At 75.8% G+C, this 14,597-nt stretch carries 16 protein-coding genes; 8 read left to right on the top strand and 8 right to left on the bottom strand.

Annotation, left to right across the window (positions count from 1 at the left end; genetic code table 11):
- Positions 1 to 42: 42 nt before the first annotated feature.
- A complete protein-coding gene (locus tag ABZ497_RS10175) occupies positions 43 to 798 on the bottom strand; it encodes an RNA polymerase sigma factor (RefSeq protein WP_359804249.1) in 756 nt (251 codons plus the stop codon).
- Positions 799 to 1,001: 203 nt separating this feature from the next.
- Between ABZ497_RS10175 and ABZ497_RS10170 the strand changes: the two genes are divergently transcribed.
- On the top strand, positions 1,002 to 1,373 hold the full coding sequence (locus ABZ497_RS10170) for a hypothetical protein (RefSeq protein ID WP_359804248.1): 372 nt from the start codon (positions 1,002 to 1,004) through the stop codon (positions 1,371 to 1,373).
- A 104-nt stretch (positions 1,374 to 1,477) separates the two neighbouring features.
- Here the strand turns inward: ABZ497_RS10170 and ABZ497_RS10165 are convergent, their stop codons facing one another.
- Positions 1,478 to 2,281: an MHYT domain-containing protein gene (locus ABZ497_RS10165; RefSeq protein WP_359804247.1), complete on the bottom strand. Its 804-nt coding sequence runs from the start codon at positions 2,279 to 2,281 to the stop codon at positions 1,478 to 1,480.
- 288 nt (positions 2,282 to 2,569) lie between these two features.
- Positions 2,570 to 3,637, bottom strand: a complete 1,068-nt coding sequence (locus ABZ497_RS10160) for an RNA ligase (ATP) (RefSeq protein ID WP_329490510.1) — start codon at positions 3,635 to 3,637, stop codon at positions 2,570 to 2,572.
- 451 nt (positions 3,638 to 4,088) lie between these two features.
- Here ABZ497_RS10160 and modA point away from each other — a divergent pair, with 451 nt between their 5' ends.
- From modA to ABZ497_RS10145, 3 genes are all read left to right on the top strand, one after another.
- Positions 4,089 to 4,943: a molybdate ABC transporter substrate-binding protein gene (gene modA, locus ABZ497_RS10155; RefSeq protein ID WP_359804246.1), complete on the top strand. Its 855-nt coding sequence runs from the start codon at positions 4,089 to 4,091 to the stop codon at positions 4,941 to 4,943.
- The gene (locus tag ABZ497_RS10150; protein WP_359804245.1) at positions 4,940 to 5,809 is read left to right on the top strand and encodes an ABC transporter permease; all 870 of its coding nucleotides are present in this window, start codon (positions 4,940 to 4,942) and stop codon (positions 5,807 to 5,809) included. Before modA ends, ABZ497_RS10150 begins: the two co-directional genes overlap by 4 nt.
- A gap of 118 nt (positions 5,810 to 5,927) precedes the next feature.
- Positions 5,928 to 6,995: an ATP-binding cassette domain-containing protein gene (locus ABZ497_RS10145; RefSeq protein ID WP_359804244.1), complete on the top strand. Its 1,068-nt coding sequence runs from the start codon at positions 5,928 to 5,930 to the stop codon at positions 6,993 to 6,995.
- A 36-nt stretch (positions 6,996 to 7,031) separates the two neighbouring features.
- Here the strand turns inward: ABZ497_RS10145 and ABZ497_RS10140 are convergent, their stop codons facing one another.
- Together ABZ497_RS10140 and ABZ497_RS10135 are read right to left on the bottom strand one after the other, a co-directional pair.
- On the bottom strand, positions 7,032 to 7,694 hold the full coding sequence (locus ABZ497_RS10140; RefSeq protein ID WP_359804243.1) for a response regulator transcription factor: 663 nt from the start codon (positions 7,692 to 7,694) through the stop codon (positions 7,032 to 7,034).
- Complete coding sequence (locus ABZ497_RS10135; protein WP_359804242.1) at positions 7,691 to 8,938, bottom strand: histidine kinase; 1,248 nt, start codon at positions 8,936 to 8,938, stop codon at positions 7,691 to 7,693. The genes ABZ497_RS10140 and ABZ497_RS10135 overlap by 4 nt, the downstream gene beginning before the upstream one ends.
- Before the next feature lie 131 nt (positions 8,939 to 9,069).
- On the opposite strand from ABZ497_RS10135, the gene ABZ497_RS10130 reads away from it, so the two are divergent.
- Genes ABZ497_RS10130 through ABZ497_RS10120 form a run of 3 tightly spaced genes read left to right on the top strand, consistent with a single transcriptional unit; the run spans position 9,070 to position 11,564 of the window.
- Positions 9,070 to 9,978: an ABC transporter ATP-binding protein gene (locus ABZ497_RS10130; RefSeq protein WP_359804241.1), complete on the top strand. Its 909-nt coding sequence runs from the start codon at positions 9,070 to 9,072 to the stop codon at positions 9,976 to 9,978.
- Positions 9,975 to 10,772 (top strand): ABC transporter permease, encoded by a 798-nt coding sequence (locus ABZ497_RS10125; RefSeq protein ID WP_359804240.1) that lies wholly within the window; start codon positions 9,975 to 9,977, stop codon positions 10,770 to 10,772. Before ABZ497_RS10130 ends, ABZ497_RS10125 begins: the two co-directional genes overlap by 4 nt.
- 45 nt (positions 10,773 to 10,817) lie before the next feature.
- A complete protein-coding gene (locus tag ABZ497_RS10120) occupies positions 10,818 to 11,564 on the top strand; it encodes a hypothetical protein (RefSeq protein ID WP_359804239.1) in 747 nt (248 codons plus the stop codon).
- 36 nt (positions 11,565 to 11,600) lie between these two features.
- Here ABZ497_RS10120 and ABZ497_RS10115 read toward each other — a convergent pair whose 3' ends face one another.
- From ABZ497_RS10115 to ABZ497_RS10105, 3 genes are all read right to left on the bottom strand, one after another.
- The gene (locus ABZ497_RS10115) at positions 11,601 to 12,317 is read right to left on the bottom strand and encodes an aminoacyl-tRNA hydrolase (RefSeq protein WP_329490501.1); all 717 of its coding nucleotides are present in this window, start codon (positions 12,315 to 12,317) and stop codon (positions 11,601 to 11,603) included.
- Between the two features lie 97 nt (positions 12,318 to 12,414).
- The gene (locus ABZ497_RS10110) at positions 12,415 to 13,050 is read right to left on the bottom strand and encodes a hypothetical protein (RefSeq protein ID WP_359804238.1); all 636 of its coding nucleotides are present in this window, start codon (positions 13,048 to 13,050) and stop codon (positions 12,415 to 12,417) included.
- A gap of 65 nt (positions 13,051 to 13,115) precedes the next feature.
- On the bottom strand, positions 13,116 to 14,051 hold the full coding sequence (locus ABZ497_RS10105) for a hypothetical protein (RefSeq protein WP_329490499.1): 936 nt from the start codon (positions 14,049 to 14,051) through the stop codon (positions 13,116 to 13,118).
- Positions 14,052 to 14,173: 122 nt separating this feature from the next.
- On the opposite strand from ABZ497_RS10105, the gene ABZ497_RS10100 reads away from it, so the two are divergent.
- A complete protein-coding gene (locus tag ABZ497_RS10100) occupies positions 14,174 to 14,545 on the top strand; it encodes a YbjQ family protein (RefSeq protein WP_329490498.1) in 372 nt (123 codons plus the stop codon).
- Positions 14,546 to 14,597: the final 52 nt, after the last annotated feature.

Genomic DNA, 14,597 nt, shown 5'->3' with positions numbered 1-14,597 from the left:
GGGCAGCGTACGGGCCGGGGACCCGCATCAGCTGACTTGCCGTCAGTTCGGTGCGTCGGCGGCCCCTCCCCGCCGCCACCGCTGGGCGCACGGCCGCGCCTCGGGGCCGGAGCGGCCCCGGACCGGGTCGCAGCGGCGGGCACGGTCGCGGTCGCGGTCTCCCGCGCGTTCGACCGGGTTGCGGCCGGGGAGCCCGCCGGCACACTGCCCCTCGCACCCCCGGCCTCCCTCGTCACCGCGTCCGTGCTCGCGTTCGCCTTCGAGGACCGCCCGGAGCCGGGCCAGCGCCCGGCGCCGGGTGACCGCCAACGTGGAGCGGTGCAGGCCGAGCAGCGCGGCGGCCTCGTCGACGCTGTACCCGTCGAGGTCGACCAGCTGCACCACCCGGGCCTGCTTGGCGGTCAGCCGGCCCAGCAGCCGGAGCACCTCCCAGCGCGCCAGCAGCTCCCCCAGCCCGCCGCCGAGCGGATCGGCGCAGGCCTGCTCGTCGGCCGCCCACTCGGGCGGCGGCACCCGGCGGCGTTCGCGCCGCCACTGGTCCCGGACGAGGTTCGCCATCGTGGTGAACGCGTAGGCGTAGGGCTGCGGATGGCCGAGGAACCGGTCGGGGCCGCGGGCGATCCGCAGATACGCGTCGTGGACGACGTCGTCGGCGGCGGCCCGACTACCGGTGAGCCCGACGGCCGCGCGGTGGAGCCGGGGCAGCAGATCCGTGAACACCCGGTTGAACTCGGCCGTGTCGGAGGCGGGTCCGGGATCCGGCTCCCGCCCGCCCCGGCACCCACCACTGAACTCCATGCCGCCCCCTCGGACATCGGCACCCCGGAGGCACGGTTGACGGCCCGGCCGACAACCAGCCTGTGACACAGGTCACATCATAGATTGTCGTCTCACGCTCCGCAGTCATTCGTGTGCAACGCGTCATCGTCCGGGCGCAGCCGGGGACTTCCGGCTCCCGACGCCCGGCCGGGGCAGGCACCACGAGCGAGGAGAGAGCACCCATGTCAGGTTGTATCGCCAGGAACATCGCCAAGTTCGGGATGGTGGCCGCGGCCGCCCTCGGCGCGGTCGGCGCCACCACCCTGCCGGCGTCCGCCGCGCCGGCCGCCGGCGACCAGTCCATCTCCGCCGGTCCGGGCGCGTCCGCCGAGGCCGTCACCGCCTCCTACCGCTGCACCATCACCGCCGACTACGGCTGGCGCTGGGAGGGCAACTGCCGGATCTACTCGGGCGAGCTGCGCACCATCACCTACTGCGCCAACGGCACTTCCACCACCGGGCTCTGGATCGGCGCCCGGACGCAGCCGTGGGCGGTCTGGGGCAACTGCCCGGGCTCCAGCTGGACCAGGATCGCGTTCCAGACCCGCGGCTGACCCGTTCCGCGCACCGGCGCGGGGGCGCCACCCGTCCGCGGGTGGCGCCCCCGAACCGTTCCGGACGGCCCGTCGCGCCCGGCGGGCCGGCGGCCGGGACGGCGTCAGGCCGCGCGGTCGTGCCGGCCCGGCCCGGGGCGCGCGGGCGCCGCCGGGAACTCCTCGATGGTCAGCTCGCTCGCCTCCCGGCGGGCGGCGCGGTCCGGGGCCGGCGGCGAGAGCGCGGCGAAGGCGGCGGCGAGGAAGAGGAAGGACCCGGTCCCGACGGCGAGCGGAAGGACGAACTCCATCGGGTCGGTCCCGTCGAGCCCGGCCCGGGCGGGCACGGCGGCCGTCCGCGCGCAGTGCAGACAGCTGACGGCGAGCCCCATCACCAGGGAGGCGGCGGTCTCGGCCGCCGCGCTGCAGAGGGTGACGACGGCCCAGAGCGAGCCGGTGGCCGCCCCGACCGCGACCAGCACCGAGAGCGCCACCGTGCCCGGGTCGAAGCGCAGGCCGCCGCGGGTCCGCAGGGCCGCCAGGTCGAGGTAGTGCACCGCGGCGATCCCGAGGCCGGTGATCACGCCGCCGGCCAGGAGCGCGGGGCCGCGGCGGCGCCCGTACCCGACGGCGCACACCCCCGGACCGGTGACCAGGACGGCCACCGGCAGGCCGAGCACCGCCGCCGGAACGCCGTGGCACGCTTCGGCGCCGTCGGGGGTGAAGCCGGACATCGCCACGACGTCCATCGTCCAGATGCCGGAGCCGATCGCCGCCGCCGCGGTGAGCAGCCGGTTCCGCCGGGCGGCGCCGGTCGCCGCGAGACCGCGCAGGGTGCGGCGCAGGCCGAGCGCCGCGAGGGCGCAGGCCACCACGCACGACAGCGCGGGCGTCACCCAGCCGGAGCCGAGGTGGCTCGTCGTGCCCATGGGACCTCCGGTCGAGCGGTCGGGGCCCGGGGCGGCCCCCGCCGCGCCCCGGGTTCCCTGGACCGGGCGGGCTCCGCACGGCCGGCGGGCGGGTGACCGGTCCGGAGGGGCCGATCACCCGTCATATGCCGTCCGAACGTGCGCTTCCGGTCCGGGGTGCGTGGGACGCTATCGGGACCCCGAAAGAAGTCACCCGAAGATATGGAAAGCTGCCCGCACCCTGGGGAGGCTGTGCTCGAATGAACCGGTCCTGCGCCGCCCCGCCCGGCGGTCGGCCGGCGAGCCCTCCTACTCGTACTCGGTGCCGCCCTTGCGGGTCAGATAGGCGTCGCCGACCACCTTGGCGATCGCCCGGCCGCCCACCACCGGGCTGTACCGCTCGGCCACCGGACGGACCACCACGCCCTCGCGCACGTGCAGTTCGCGCCCGGAGACCGTCTCGCGCCCCTGGGCCAGCGCCAGCACGGTGTCCGGGTCGAACGGGCCGCGCCACAGCTCGGGCACCACCGGCAGCTCACCGCCGAGCAGTTCGGCCGCCGACAGCCAGCGCAGCTGCCCGTCCACCACCGCCGAGACGTCGAACGCCGCGTAGCCGGGCAGCTCGGTGCGGCCGGACTCGCCGTACGTGAGGTCCTGCACACCGGCGCCGAACACCTCGCCGAAGATGCCCACCCGCTCGGCGCCGAGCCGCTCCGCCAGCCGGGCGGCCACCGCCGGTATGCCGTGTGCCCGGACGGCCCGCCAGTAGAGGTTCCGCCCGTCCTCGGCCAGCGCCAGCCCCTGGGCGCCGATGCCCTTCGAGGCCACCTGCACCTCTCCCCCGGCGGCGTGGTAGGTGACGAGGCAGCAACTGCCGTGCAGCTTCTCGGTCAGTACGACCGGCTCGCCGGGCTCGAAGATCCCGGGGAAGCGCTTGAGGTTCTCGATGTCCACCCACGGCAGCAGGTCCGGCGCGCGGACCACCTCGCCGTTCATCGCCGTGGGGATCGGCGGCCGCCACTTCACCACGCCCAGCCGTTCGGCGAAGTCCTCGCCGCGCTCGGCGGCGGCCGCCAGATCGGTGCCGGCCAGCGCACCGGGCCGGCAGACGATGCCCTGCGACAGTTCGCCGCGCAGCCGGACGGCCTTCACCCGGTCGGCGCCGCTCCCGGCCAGCCGCCCGGTCAGGCCCAGCTCCTCGATCAGCGGCGCGGGCAGCACGGCCTGCTCGGGGATGTAGACGGCGTAGTCGCCGGTCCGGTACGCGCCCTTGGCCACCACCGCCCGGTAGAGCCCGACCTGTGCCAGCTCCAGGGCGTCGGCGTTCGGGTGCGCCAGGACGGTCAGCCGTTCGGCGGTGACACGCAGTGTGGACACGGGTGGGCTCCTCCCCTTGGCCCGGCCGGTCGGCCGGCGGTGCGTACGGGCGCGGGTGTGTACGGGCGCGGGTGCGCACGGGCGGACCGCTGCCCGGCCGGGTTGACCGGGCGCGCTCACGCCCGGTGAGCACTCTCGCCCCTCGTGCTGCTCGCGCGCGACGGGTTTTCCCGGCCGGCGCGGGGATCCCCCGCTCGACGCCCGCCCGCCGCGGAGGTGCCGGGCGGCGGGCTCGGCAGGGGCGCGCAGCGGCGTCGGCCCCCTCGCCGAGGGGCCGGCCGACCGCCCGGTTTGAGCCTTCCCACAGCCGGGGCACGAATCCCGGCGGCACCTGCCTGTGCAATGAGACAGGCACTTTCCGCTCGCATTTGCGGCACTATGATCGGCGTAATGGCCGCACCTGCGGCAGCGTCCCCGCGCCCCTTCCGGCGCGCCCAGGAGGGGAATACCGATGAGCATCCGTGCCGTGCGCTCCCGCAGACTCGCCGTCGCCGCCGCAGCGGCCCTCGCCCTCAGCCTCGGGGTCACCGCCTGCGGCAGCGACGGCGGCGACAAGGCCTCCGGCGGCTCGTCCACCGCAGCCCCGGCCGCCGGGGCGGACACCCCGGCGTCGACCGGCGCCGCCAGGGTGTCCGGCTCGATCACCGTCTTCGCCGCCGCCTCGCTGAAGGAGACCTTCACCGACCTCGGCAAGACGTTCGAGGCGGCCAACCCGGGCGCCAAGGTCACCTTCAACTTCGGCGGCAGCTCCAGCCTCGCCACCAGCATCAACTCCGGTGCCCCGGCGGACGTGTTCGCCGCCGCCAGCCCTGCGACCATGAAGACGGTCACCGACGCGGGCGGCGCCACCGGTGAGCCGAAGACCTTCGTCAGGAACACGCTCACCATCGCCGTGCCGAAGGGCAACCCCAAGCACGTCGCCGGGTTGAACGACCTCACCGCCCCCGGGGTCAAGGTCGCCCTCTGCGCGAAGGAGGTGCCCTGCGGCGCCGCCGCCCTGACCGCGCTCAAGGCCGCCGACGTCAACCTGACCCCGGTCACCCTGGAGCAGGACGTCAAGGGCGCGCTCACCAAGGTCGAGCTGGGCGAGGTCGACGCCTCGCTGGTCTACCGGACCGATGTGAAGGCCGATGCTGCGAAGATCGACGGCGTGGACTTCCCCGAGGCCGCCAGGGCCGTGAACGACTACCCGATCGCCGCCCTCGCCAAGGCGCCGCACAAGGACGGCGCCGCCGCCTTCGTGGCCTACATCCAGTCGCCCGAGGCCCAGCAGGTGCTCACCGCGGCGGGCTTCCAGGCACCATGAGCCGCCGCACCACCGCCGGCTCCGGCGTCCGCGCCGCCTCCGGCGCCGAGCCCCCGCGAGCGGGCACGGCGCACCGGCGACGGCGCGGGCGGCGCGTCCCGGTCGCGCTGCTGCTCCCGGCCCTGCTCGGGCTGGCGTTCCTGACCCTGCCGCTGGTCGGCCTGCTGGTCCGGGCCCCCTGGAGCACGCTGCCGGAACAGCTCACCAGTACCGAGGTGTGGGACGCGCTGCGGCTCTCGCTGTTCTGCGCGACGGCGGCCACCGGGGTGTCGCTGGTCCTCGGGGTGCCACTGGCCTGGGTGCTGGCGCGGACCGAACTGCCCGCCCGCCGGCTGGTCCGTGCGCTGGTCACGCTGCCGCTGGTGCTGCCGCCGGTGGTCGGCGGGGTGGCGCTGCTGCTGGTGCTCGGGCGGCGCGGCATCGTCGGCTCCTGGCTGGACTCCGCCTTCGGGATCACCCTGCCGTTCACCACCACCGGTGTGGTGATCGCCGAGGCGTTCGTCGCGATGCCCTTCCTGGTGATCAGCGTCGAGGGCGCGCTGCGGGCCGCCGACCCGCGCTACGAGGAGGCGGCCGCCACCCTGGGTGCCTCCCGGCTGACCGCCTTCCGCCGGGTCACCCTGCCACTGATCGCCCCCGGCATCGGGGCCGGCGCGGTGCTGGCCTGGGCCCGGGCGCTCGGCGAGTTCGGCGCGACGATCACCTTCGCCGGCAACTTCCCGGGCCGGACGCAGACCATGCCGCTCGCCGTCTACCTGGCCATGGAGTCGGATCCGGAGGCGGCGATCGCGCTCTCGCTCGTCCTGCTGGTGGTCTCCATCGCCGTCCTGGCGGGCCTGCGCGACCGCTGGCTGTCCACCCCGTGACCGGCACCCCGGCCGGCGGCCGCGCCGAGCCCTCCGCCCGCTCCCTGCCCACCCGCGCCCTGCCCGCCACCTCCGTGGGCGCCCCGCCGCCCCGCACCTCCCCCGGGACACTGCCACGATGACCGCCGCGAAGCACGCCCTCGACGCCCGGCTGCGGGTGGACCGCGCCGCCTTCAGCCTCGACCTCGCGCTCACCGCCGCCCCCGGCGAGGTGGTCGCCCTGCTCGGGCCGAACGGCGCAGGCAAGTCCACCGCGCTGCGGGCCCTCGCCGGGCTGCTCCCGCTCACCGCGGGCCATCTGCGGCTGGACGGCCGGGTGCTGGAGGACCCGGCCGAGCGGCTGCACACCCCCGCCGAGGAACGGCCGGTCGGCGTGGTGTTCCAGGACTACCTGCTCTTCCCGCACCTCAGCGCACTCGACAACGTGGCGTTCGGCCCGCGCTGCCAGGGCCGGCCCAAGCGCGCGGCCCGGGCCGAGGCGGCCGGCTGGCTGGAGCGGCTGGGCCTGGCCGAGCACGCGGGCACCCGCCCCAGCCGGCTCTCCGGCGGCCAGGCCCAGCGGGTCGCGCTCGCCCGGGCGCTGGCCGTCCGGCCCCGGCTGCTGCTGCTCGACGAGCCGCTGGCCGCCCTGGACGCCCGCACCCGGCTCGACGTCCGCTCACAACTTCGGCGCCACCTGGCCGAGTTCGAGGCAGTGGCGGTGCTGGTGACGCACGATCCGCTGGACGCCATGGTGCTGGCCGACCGGCTGGTGGTGATCGAGGACGGCCGCGTGGTGCAGTCCGGGAGCCCCGCCGAGATCGCCCGGCGGCCGCGCACCGACTACATCGCCCGCCTGGTCGGTCTCAACCTGTACCAGGGCCTCGCGGACGGCCGCCGGGTCACGCTGGCCGACGGCACCGAGCTGGCCACCTCCGAGGAGCTGACCGGCCCGGCCTTCGTGGCCTTCCCGCCGGCCGCCGTGACGCTGCACCGGGAGCGGCCGCACGGCAGTGCGCGCAACGTCTGGAAGCTGGAGATCGCGGGGCTGGACCTGCACGGCGACCAGGTCCGCGCCGACCTGGCCGGCGCCCTCCCGATGGCGGCCGACCTCACCCCCGCCGCCGCGGCCGAACTCGACCTGGCGACCGGCACGTCCGTCTGGGCCTCGGTCAAGGCCGTCCAGACCCACGCCTACCCGGCCTGAGCGGGCCGCCGCCCGGAGCCGCCGGCCGGCGCCCGGCTACTCCGAGGGCTCCACGAACCCGGACTCGTACGCGGCGATCACCGCCTGGGTGCGGTCCCGCGCCCCGAGCTTCGCCAGCACGCTGCTGACGTGCGTCTTCACCGTCTGCACGCCGAGGAAGAGCTGCTCGGCGATCTCACCGTTGGTCAGCCCCCGGGCCACCAGGCGCAGCACCTCGGCCTCGCGCTCGGTCAGCGCGGCGCGGGCCATCGTGTCCCGGGCCGCCCGGTTGCCCTGGCCGGCGGCCAGACGGCGGATCGCGGTCGGGAAGAGCAGCGACTCACCCGCCGCGACCAGCCGGACGGCGTGGGCGATCTCCGCCGGGCGGGAGCGCTTCAGCAGGAAGCCGTCGGCCCCGGCGCGCAGGGCCTGGTAGACGTAGTCGTCGTTCTCGAAGGTGGTGACGACCAGGATCTTCGGCGGCTGCCCGCCGGGCGGCACGGCCCCGACGAGCGCGCGGGTCGCCGCGAGACCGTCCAGCCGGGGCATCCGGACGTCCATCAGCACCACGTGCGGGCGCAGTTCGCGCGCCATCGCGACCGCCTCGGCGCCGTCGGCGGCCTCGCCGACCACCCGCAGGTCGCCCTGCGCCTCCAGGACGGCCCGCAGCCCGGCCCGGACCAGCTCCTCGTCGTCGGCCAGCAGAATGTCGATCATCACGCGCCCAAGCGTAGGGGCATCCGCACGGCCAGCACCCACTGCCCGGCCTCCGGCCCCGCCGCGGCCTCGCCGCCGAGCAGGGTGGCCCGTTCGCGGATGCCGCGAAGTCCCTTGCCGCCCCGGTGTGGTGTCGCGCGGACGGCGGACGACGCCAGCGCGTTGGTGCAGCGCAGCTCCAACTGCCCCTCCCGCACCGTGATCCGGACGGTGATCGGCTCACCCGGCGCGTACTTGAGGGCGTTGGTGACACCCTCCTGGACGATCCGGTAACCCTCCCGGGAGAGCACCCCGGGCAGTTTCGCCGCCGGTACGCCGATCCACGCCTCGACCGGGCTGCCGGCCGCGCGCGCGGTGTCGAAGAGGGCGGGCAGCTGCCCGATGCCGGGCCGCTCGGTGGCCGGGCCGTCGGCGCCGTCCGCGCCCTCGAAGGCCCCGCCCGTACCGGCGGTGTCGCGGGTCTCGCGGAGCAGGACGAGCGTGCGTTCCAGGTCCTCCATCGCCTGCCGGCCGGTCTCCTCGATGACTTCGAGCGCCTTGGCGACGAACGCCGGGTCGCCCACCTCCCGCGCCGCGCCCGCCTGGATGACCGTCACCGTCAGCGCGTGGCCGATGGAGTCGTGCAGCTCCCGGGCCAGCCGGTTGCGCTCCAGCAGGCGTTCGGCCCGCAGCTCGGCGGCGGCCAGCCGCTCGGCCGGGGACGGCCCCAGCAACCGCACCGCCATGGCGAGTTGGAGACGGCCCGCCCAGACCACCAGCCAGCCGAGGGCGAACATCAGCACCGGTGCCAGCAGCGGGTACCAGGTGAACCCCTCGCGCGCCGGGAGCCGGAGGCCGAAGAGGTCCGGCTCCGGCCGGACGAGCAGCCCGACGGCGGCGGCCGGCACCAGGACGGACGGGAAGCCGACGGCCGTCCCGAGGGCCACCCGCCCGATCAGCCAGGCCGCCGTACGGCGCCGGTCGGCGAAGCCGCGGGCCGGCTCGGCCGCGATGTCCTGCTCCCGCGCGGGCATCAGCAGCAACCGGGCCTGGACACCCTCCGCCCGGCGCATCGCGGGTACCAGGGCGGCCGCCACGAGCAGCGCGACGTCCAGCGGGACGGCCAGCGCGAGCAGCCCGCCGAGGCTGCGCCCCTCCGTCCCCGGGAAGACCAGCAGGACGACGCCGGCGAAGATCAGACCGATCAGCAGATGGAGCCACCGCGCGTAGGTGGCGGCGCTCAGCAGCGGCGCGAGGATCCTGGGCATCCGGCCATCCTGCCAGGCCAGGGGCACGGACGGCCTCCCTCCCGGGAGGGAGGCCGGTCCCCTCCCCGGCGGGATCCGCCGCAGCCTCCGCTCCGGTCGAATAGGGCCATCGACAGAGAGGGAGGGCAGCCGTGATCCAGGTTCAGGGCCTCACCAAGGAGTACGACGGCACACGCGTGGTCGACGACCTCGACTTCGAGGTCCGGCCCGGTGTGGTGACGGGCTTCCTCGGGCCGAACGGCGCGGGCAAGACCACCACCATGCGACTGGTCCTCGGCCTGGACCGGCCGACCGCCGGCCGCGCGCTGGTCGGCGGCCGCCCCTACGCCGAACTGGCCGACCCGCTGCGGCAGGTCGGCGCGCTGCTGGACGCCCACGCCCTGCACGGCGGCCGCACCGCCCGCGGCCACCTGCGCTGGCTGGCCGCCGCGGGCGGCCTGCCGGAGCGCCGGGTGGCCGAGGTGCTCGGCCAGGTCGGTCTCGCCGACGCGGCCGGCCGCCGGATCCGCGGCTTCTCGCTCGGCATGCGCCAGCGCCTCGGCGTGGCCGCCGCGCTCCTCGGCGATCCGCCGGTGCTGATGCTCGACGAGCCGGTCAACGGCCTCGACCCGGAGGGCATCCGGTGGATCCGCACCCTGCTGCGCGAACTCGCCGCCGAGGGACGGTCGGTGCTGGTCTCCTCGCACCTGATGACCGAGATGGCGCTCACCGCCGACCACCTGGTGGTGATCGGCCGGGGCCGGCTGCTGGCGGACGCCGCCACCTCCGACTTCCTCGACCGCCACGGCCGCACCCGGGTCCGGGTCCGCGCGGTGGACCCGGTGAAGCTGGCCGCCCTGCTGGCCGGCTCCGACCTGGCCGCCGAGGCGGTGGACGGCGGCGCCTGGGAGGTCACCGGCGCCGAGCCGGAACGGATCGCCGCACTGGCGGCGGCCAACGGCGTGGTGCTGTACGAGATCGCCGTCCAACAGGACTCGCTGGAGGAGGCCTTCATGCGGATGACCGCCGACAGTGTCGAGTACCGGGCGGTGGCGGCATGAGCGCCACCGGCACGCCCGTCCGCACCGGCAGGGCGCCGGCCCCGGGGTCCGCCCCGACGGGCTTCGGGCAGGTCCTGCGGTCCGAGTGGATCAAGCTCGTCACCCTGCGCTCGCTCTGGCTGACGCCGCTCCTGGCGGTCCTGCTGACGGCCGGGCTCGGCACCGCCACCGCCGCGGCGCTCGGCGACGAGGACGCCAGCCTGATCGACGACCCCGGCATCGGGATCCACTACGGCCTCAACTTCGGCCAGGCCGCCCTGACCTGCTTCGGCGTCCTGCTGGTCGGGCAGGAGTTCAACACCCGCATGATCGGCGTCTCGCTCACCGCCGTCCCCCGGCGCGGGCGGTTCTACGCCGGGAAGCTCACCCTGGGCGCGCTGGTGGCCCTCGTCGTCGGCCTGCTCGGGACGGCCGGCTCCTTCGCGGGCTACGCCGCCTACGCCACCGGTGCCTGGGACGGCCCCGCCCTGCTCCGCAGCGCCACCGTCGGGGTGCTGTACCCGGTGCTGCTGGTGGTGACCTGCGTCGGCCTGACCGCCGTGCTGCGCAACCTCACCGCCGCGATGGGCCTGCTGGTACCGACGGTCTTCCTGCTCTCCCCGCTGCTGGCCGGCGTGCCGGGGGTCCGCCGCGTGGTGCAGTTCCTGCCCGACCGGGCCGGCCAGTACGCGCTGCACTACGCCGACGATCCGCAGGTCGTCTACGGGCACTGGACCGGCCTGCTGATCATGGCCCTCTGGGCGGCCGCGGCCGCGTACGGCGGCCTGCGCGCGCTGCGCCGGGCCGACGCCTGACCGCCACTCCCCACGACCGGACCTGCCGGAAAGGACACCCCCGCGATGACCACCGCCGCCGTGCTCCGCTCGGAGCGGCTCAAGTTCACCACCCTCCGCTCGCAGTGGAGCACTCCGCTCGTCGCCCTCGCGCTGACCGTCGGCATCACCGCCGCCGTCAACGCCGCGTACGGGCAGGTGGACCACACCCCCGGCGAGGACCCGTCCATCGGGATCTACTACGGCCTGCAGTTCGGCCATGTCGCGGTGGCCTGCGTGGGCGTCCTGCTGATCGGGCAGGAGTTCAACACCCGCATGATCGCCGCCTCGCTCACCGCCGTCCCCCGGCGCGGGCGCCTCTACGGCGCGAAGCTGGCCCTCGGCGCCGGGCTCGGGCTGCTGCTGGGGCTGGTCTCCACGGCCGGCTCGTTCCTGGCCACCGCCGCGACCGTGGGGGTGGACCTCACCGTTCCCGGTACCGGGCGCAGCTTCCTCGCCGGGGTGCTCTACCACCCGCTGCTGATCGTGCTCTGCCTCGGGCTGACCGCCGTCCTGCGCAACCTCAGCGCCGCGCTCGGCCTGCTCACCCCGATGCTCTTCCTCGGCACCACCGTGCTGACGGCGATCCCCGGGGTGCGCGAGGCGGCGCAGTTCCTGCCCGACCGGGCCGGCTTCCACGCGATGCGCACCCAGGCGGACCCGACGGTGCACTACGGCCACTGGACCGGTCTGCTGATCATGGCCCTCTGGGCGGCCGCGGCGGCCTGCGCCGGTCTGCGCTCGGTGCGCCGGTACGCGGTCCGCGCCGGGTGACCGGCGGCGGTCGCCCGGCCCGCCCACCGGCCCCGGTCAGCCGCGCCGCAGCGCCGGGTGCTCCGCGACCACCGTGCAGCTCCCCGGGGCGATCTCGGTGAACCCCGCGTCCTGGACCAGCGGCAGACCGCTCGCCACCAGCTCCGCCCAGGCCTGCGGGGTGGCTGTCCGGACCGCCAGCGCGAAGCCGGACTCCGCCCACTCCTTGCGCTGCGCGTCGTCCAGCCGCCACCAGGCGAGCTGGGCGGCGTGGCCGGTCTGGGCCATCGTCTTGCCGGCGCTCATCTCCAGCTCCGGGTTGAGCCAGAGCACCGGCAGGCCCGCCCCGGACTCGGCGACCGGACCGCTCTCCTCCAGATCGGTGCCGGAGACCTGGAGCTTGGCGAGCTCCTTGGGCCAGCCATCGAGCGGGACCGGCGGGAACACCCGCACCTCCGCCTCCCGGCCGGCCACCGTGATGCCCGGCAGCTCGCCCGCCCGGCGCCACTCGCCGCCCCGGGCGCGCCGGACGACCTTGCGGATCCGGGCGTCCTCCCAGGCCTCGACCCGCTCGGCCCACTCGCCGTCCGGCGCGGTGACCCGGGGGTCGGAGAGCAGGGTGAGCACGGCCCGCGCCGAGGTCTCCAGCGCGTCGGTCCGCCCGGGCGGGGTGGCCCGCTCCAGCCGGACGACCAGCGGCAGCACGTACTGCGGCCGGGCGTCGCGGTCCTCGGGAGCAGGGGCGGGGACGGGGGCGTCGAACGGAGAAGTCACCCGTCCAGCATGCCAGCCCGCACGCGGCGGTGATCACGCCAGGTCGGCCGGGACGCACCGCCGGGCCCGGGGCTCCCACCGGGGGCCGGCGGGCCGGTCAGCGCAGGCGCTGCCGCAACTCCTCGACGGCGGTCCGGATACCCGCGCTGTACGCGTCCTGCGGCAGCGCGTCGAGGCTCCGCACGGCGCGCTCCAGCTGCTCGCGCGCCGGCTCGGGCTCGCCGAGCTTGAGGTGGTCGGAGGCCAGGTTGAGGTGCAGGGCCGGGTAGAACGCCCGGACCTGGAGGGCGGCCGCGTAGGTCTGCGCGCGCTCGGCGGTCAGCGAGTCGGCGGCGGCCAGGGCCCGGCGGTCCCACTCCAGCTCGGCGTGCGGATCGTCCTGCAGATCGGCCAGGTAGTGGGCGAGCACGCAGCGGTGGAAGACGTCGCCGCGTTCACCGAGCTCGTGCCAGAGCCGCTCGAAGCTCTCCCGGGCCTGCGCCCGCCGCCCGCGCTGGGCGGCCTCGACGCCCTCCAGGCCCAGCGTGAGCCGCTCCAGCACGCGGTCGTCGGCACCGGCGGCGTCGTGGGCCCCGGCATCGGCGGCTCCGGCGGCGTCGTGGGCACCGGCTCCGGCGGCGGCTCCGGTGGCGCGGGCGCCGGAGACGGCGGTACCCAGCGCGGCGGCCGCACCGGCGTCGGCGAGGCCCGCGCCGGGGGCGGGCCCGTCAGGAATGTCTGACAAATCGGACATGCCCGCAGCCTAACCGGCCGCCGCGCCCCCCGCCCCACCCGGCCGGGCCGCCCCGACCCGCGCCGTCAGCGCCGGTAGCCACGCTGCGGATCCCGCTCCTCGGCGTCCTCGTACACCAGGAACCAGCCCTCCGGGTGGGTCGCCGCGAGCAGCAGTTCGGTGCGCTGCTCGGTGCTCAGCTCCGGATCGCCGTCGTCCGGCCCGAAGACCCCGAAGAGCTCGTCGTGGCAGCCGTCCCAGTCGTAGTCGTAGAGGTCGGCCGGCAGGTCGCCCATCATGTCGGCGACCGACTCCGGCTGCGCGCCGAGCAGCGTGCGGGCGTCCACCAGGGCCATCCGCAGCGCGATCTCCTCGGCCAGGTTCCGCGGCAGCGGCCACTCACCGAGCGCGAGGTCGTCGGCGAGGTCGTCGAAGGCGCGGGCCATCGCCCGGCGCCAGTTCCGGTGCTGGCGCCACGTGCGCTGCGGCAGCCGGGCGAAGACCGTCCAGTCCGTCTCGTCCCCGTCGCCGACCGGCTCGTCCTCGTGCTCCTCCAGGTCGTCGTACGCGGCGTCGGCCAGGCCCAGCAGCTGGGCGTGGAGGAGGCAGGCCGTGCGCGGGGTCAGCGTCCAGTCGCCGGCCCCGCCGCCGCCGTCCTCGTCCTCGCCGCCGTCCAGCGGGAACAACTCGGCGAAATCCGGCGCGAAGTCCTCGGTCACGCTGATCTCCAGCGTGCCGCCGATCGCCTCGACACCGGCGATCGCGGCCACCAGCCGGTCCGGGTGCAGCAACGCGCCGAGCGCCGCGTTGGCGTCCTCCGACACCTCGCGCAGCAGCTCACGCCGCTGACCCGCCGGGTCGACGCCCGCGAAGTCCAGCTCCTCGACGGCCGCGATCGCGGCCGCCCGCAACGCCGGCCAGTCGGTGATCCGCAGGCCCAGCACCACCGTCGCCTCGATCTCCTGCGCGCCCGAGTCCTCCGCCGCGCCCGGCCCCTGTGGATGATCGCTTCGCTCGCCCATGGGGCTACGGTACGGCCTTTCCGCCGACCGATCACCGGTCCGTCCGGCATCTCGACGCCTTCTCCGCCGGTTCCCGGCCATGCCTCTGCCCACCGGCGGTACGCAGCCCGCAGGATGGCCCCATGGCTAACATCGACGAATTCGGCGGCGGGCAGCGCCCGGACGCCCAGGTCCTGGTCGTGACCACCAACGACATCCCCGGCTTCCGGGTCGACCACGTCATCGGCGAGGTCTTCGGCCTGACGGTCCGCAGCCGGCACATCGGCAGCCAGATCGGCGCCTCCCTGAAGTCACTGGTCGGCGGCGAGCTGCGGGGTCTGACGAAGACCCTGGTGGAGAGCCGCAACGAGGCGATGGAGCGCCTGGTCGAGCAGACCAAGGCACGCGGCGGCAACGCGGTCCTGATGTTCCGGTTCGACGTGACGGAGGCGCTGGACGCGGGGACCGAGGTCTGCGCCTACGGCACTGCCGTGGTGATCTCCCCGCTCACCTGAGCCGGCCGCCGGAGCCCCTGGCCGCACCCACCGCCGGGACCCGGCGCGAGGG

Source organism: Kitasatospora sp. NPDC005751, assembly GCF_040630835.1.
In the GTDB taxonomy this organism is placed as follows: Bacteria; Actinomycetota; Actinomycetes; order Streptomycetales; family Streptomycetaceae; genus Kitasatospora.
This window is presented reverse-complemented; position numbering and strand designations above follow the sequence as displayed.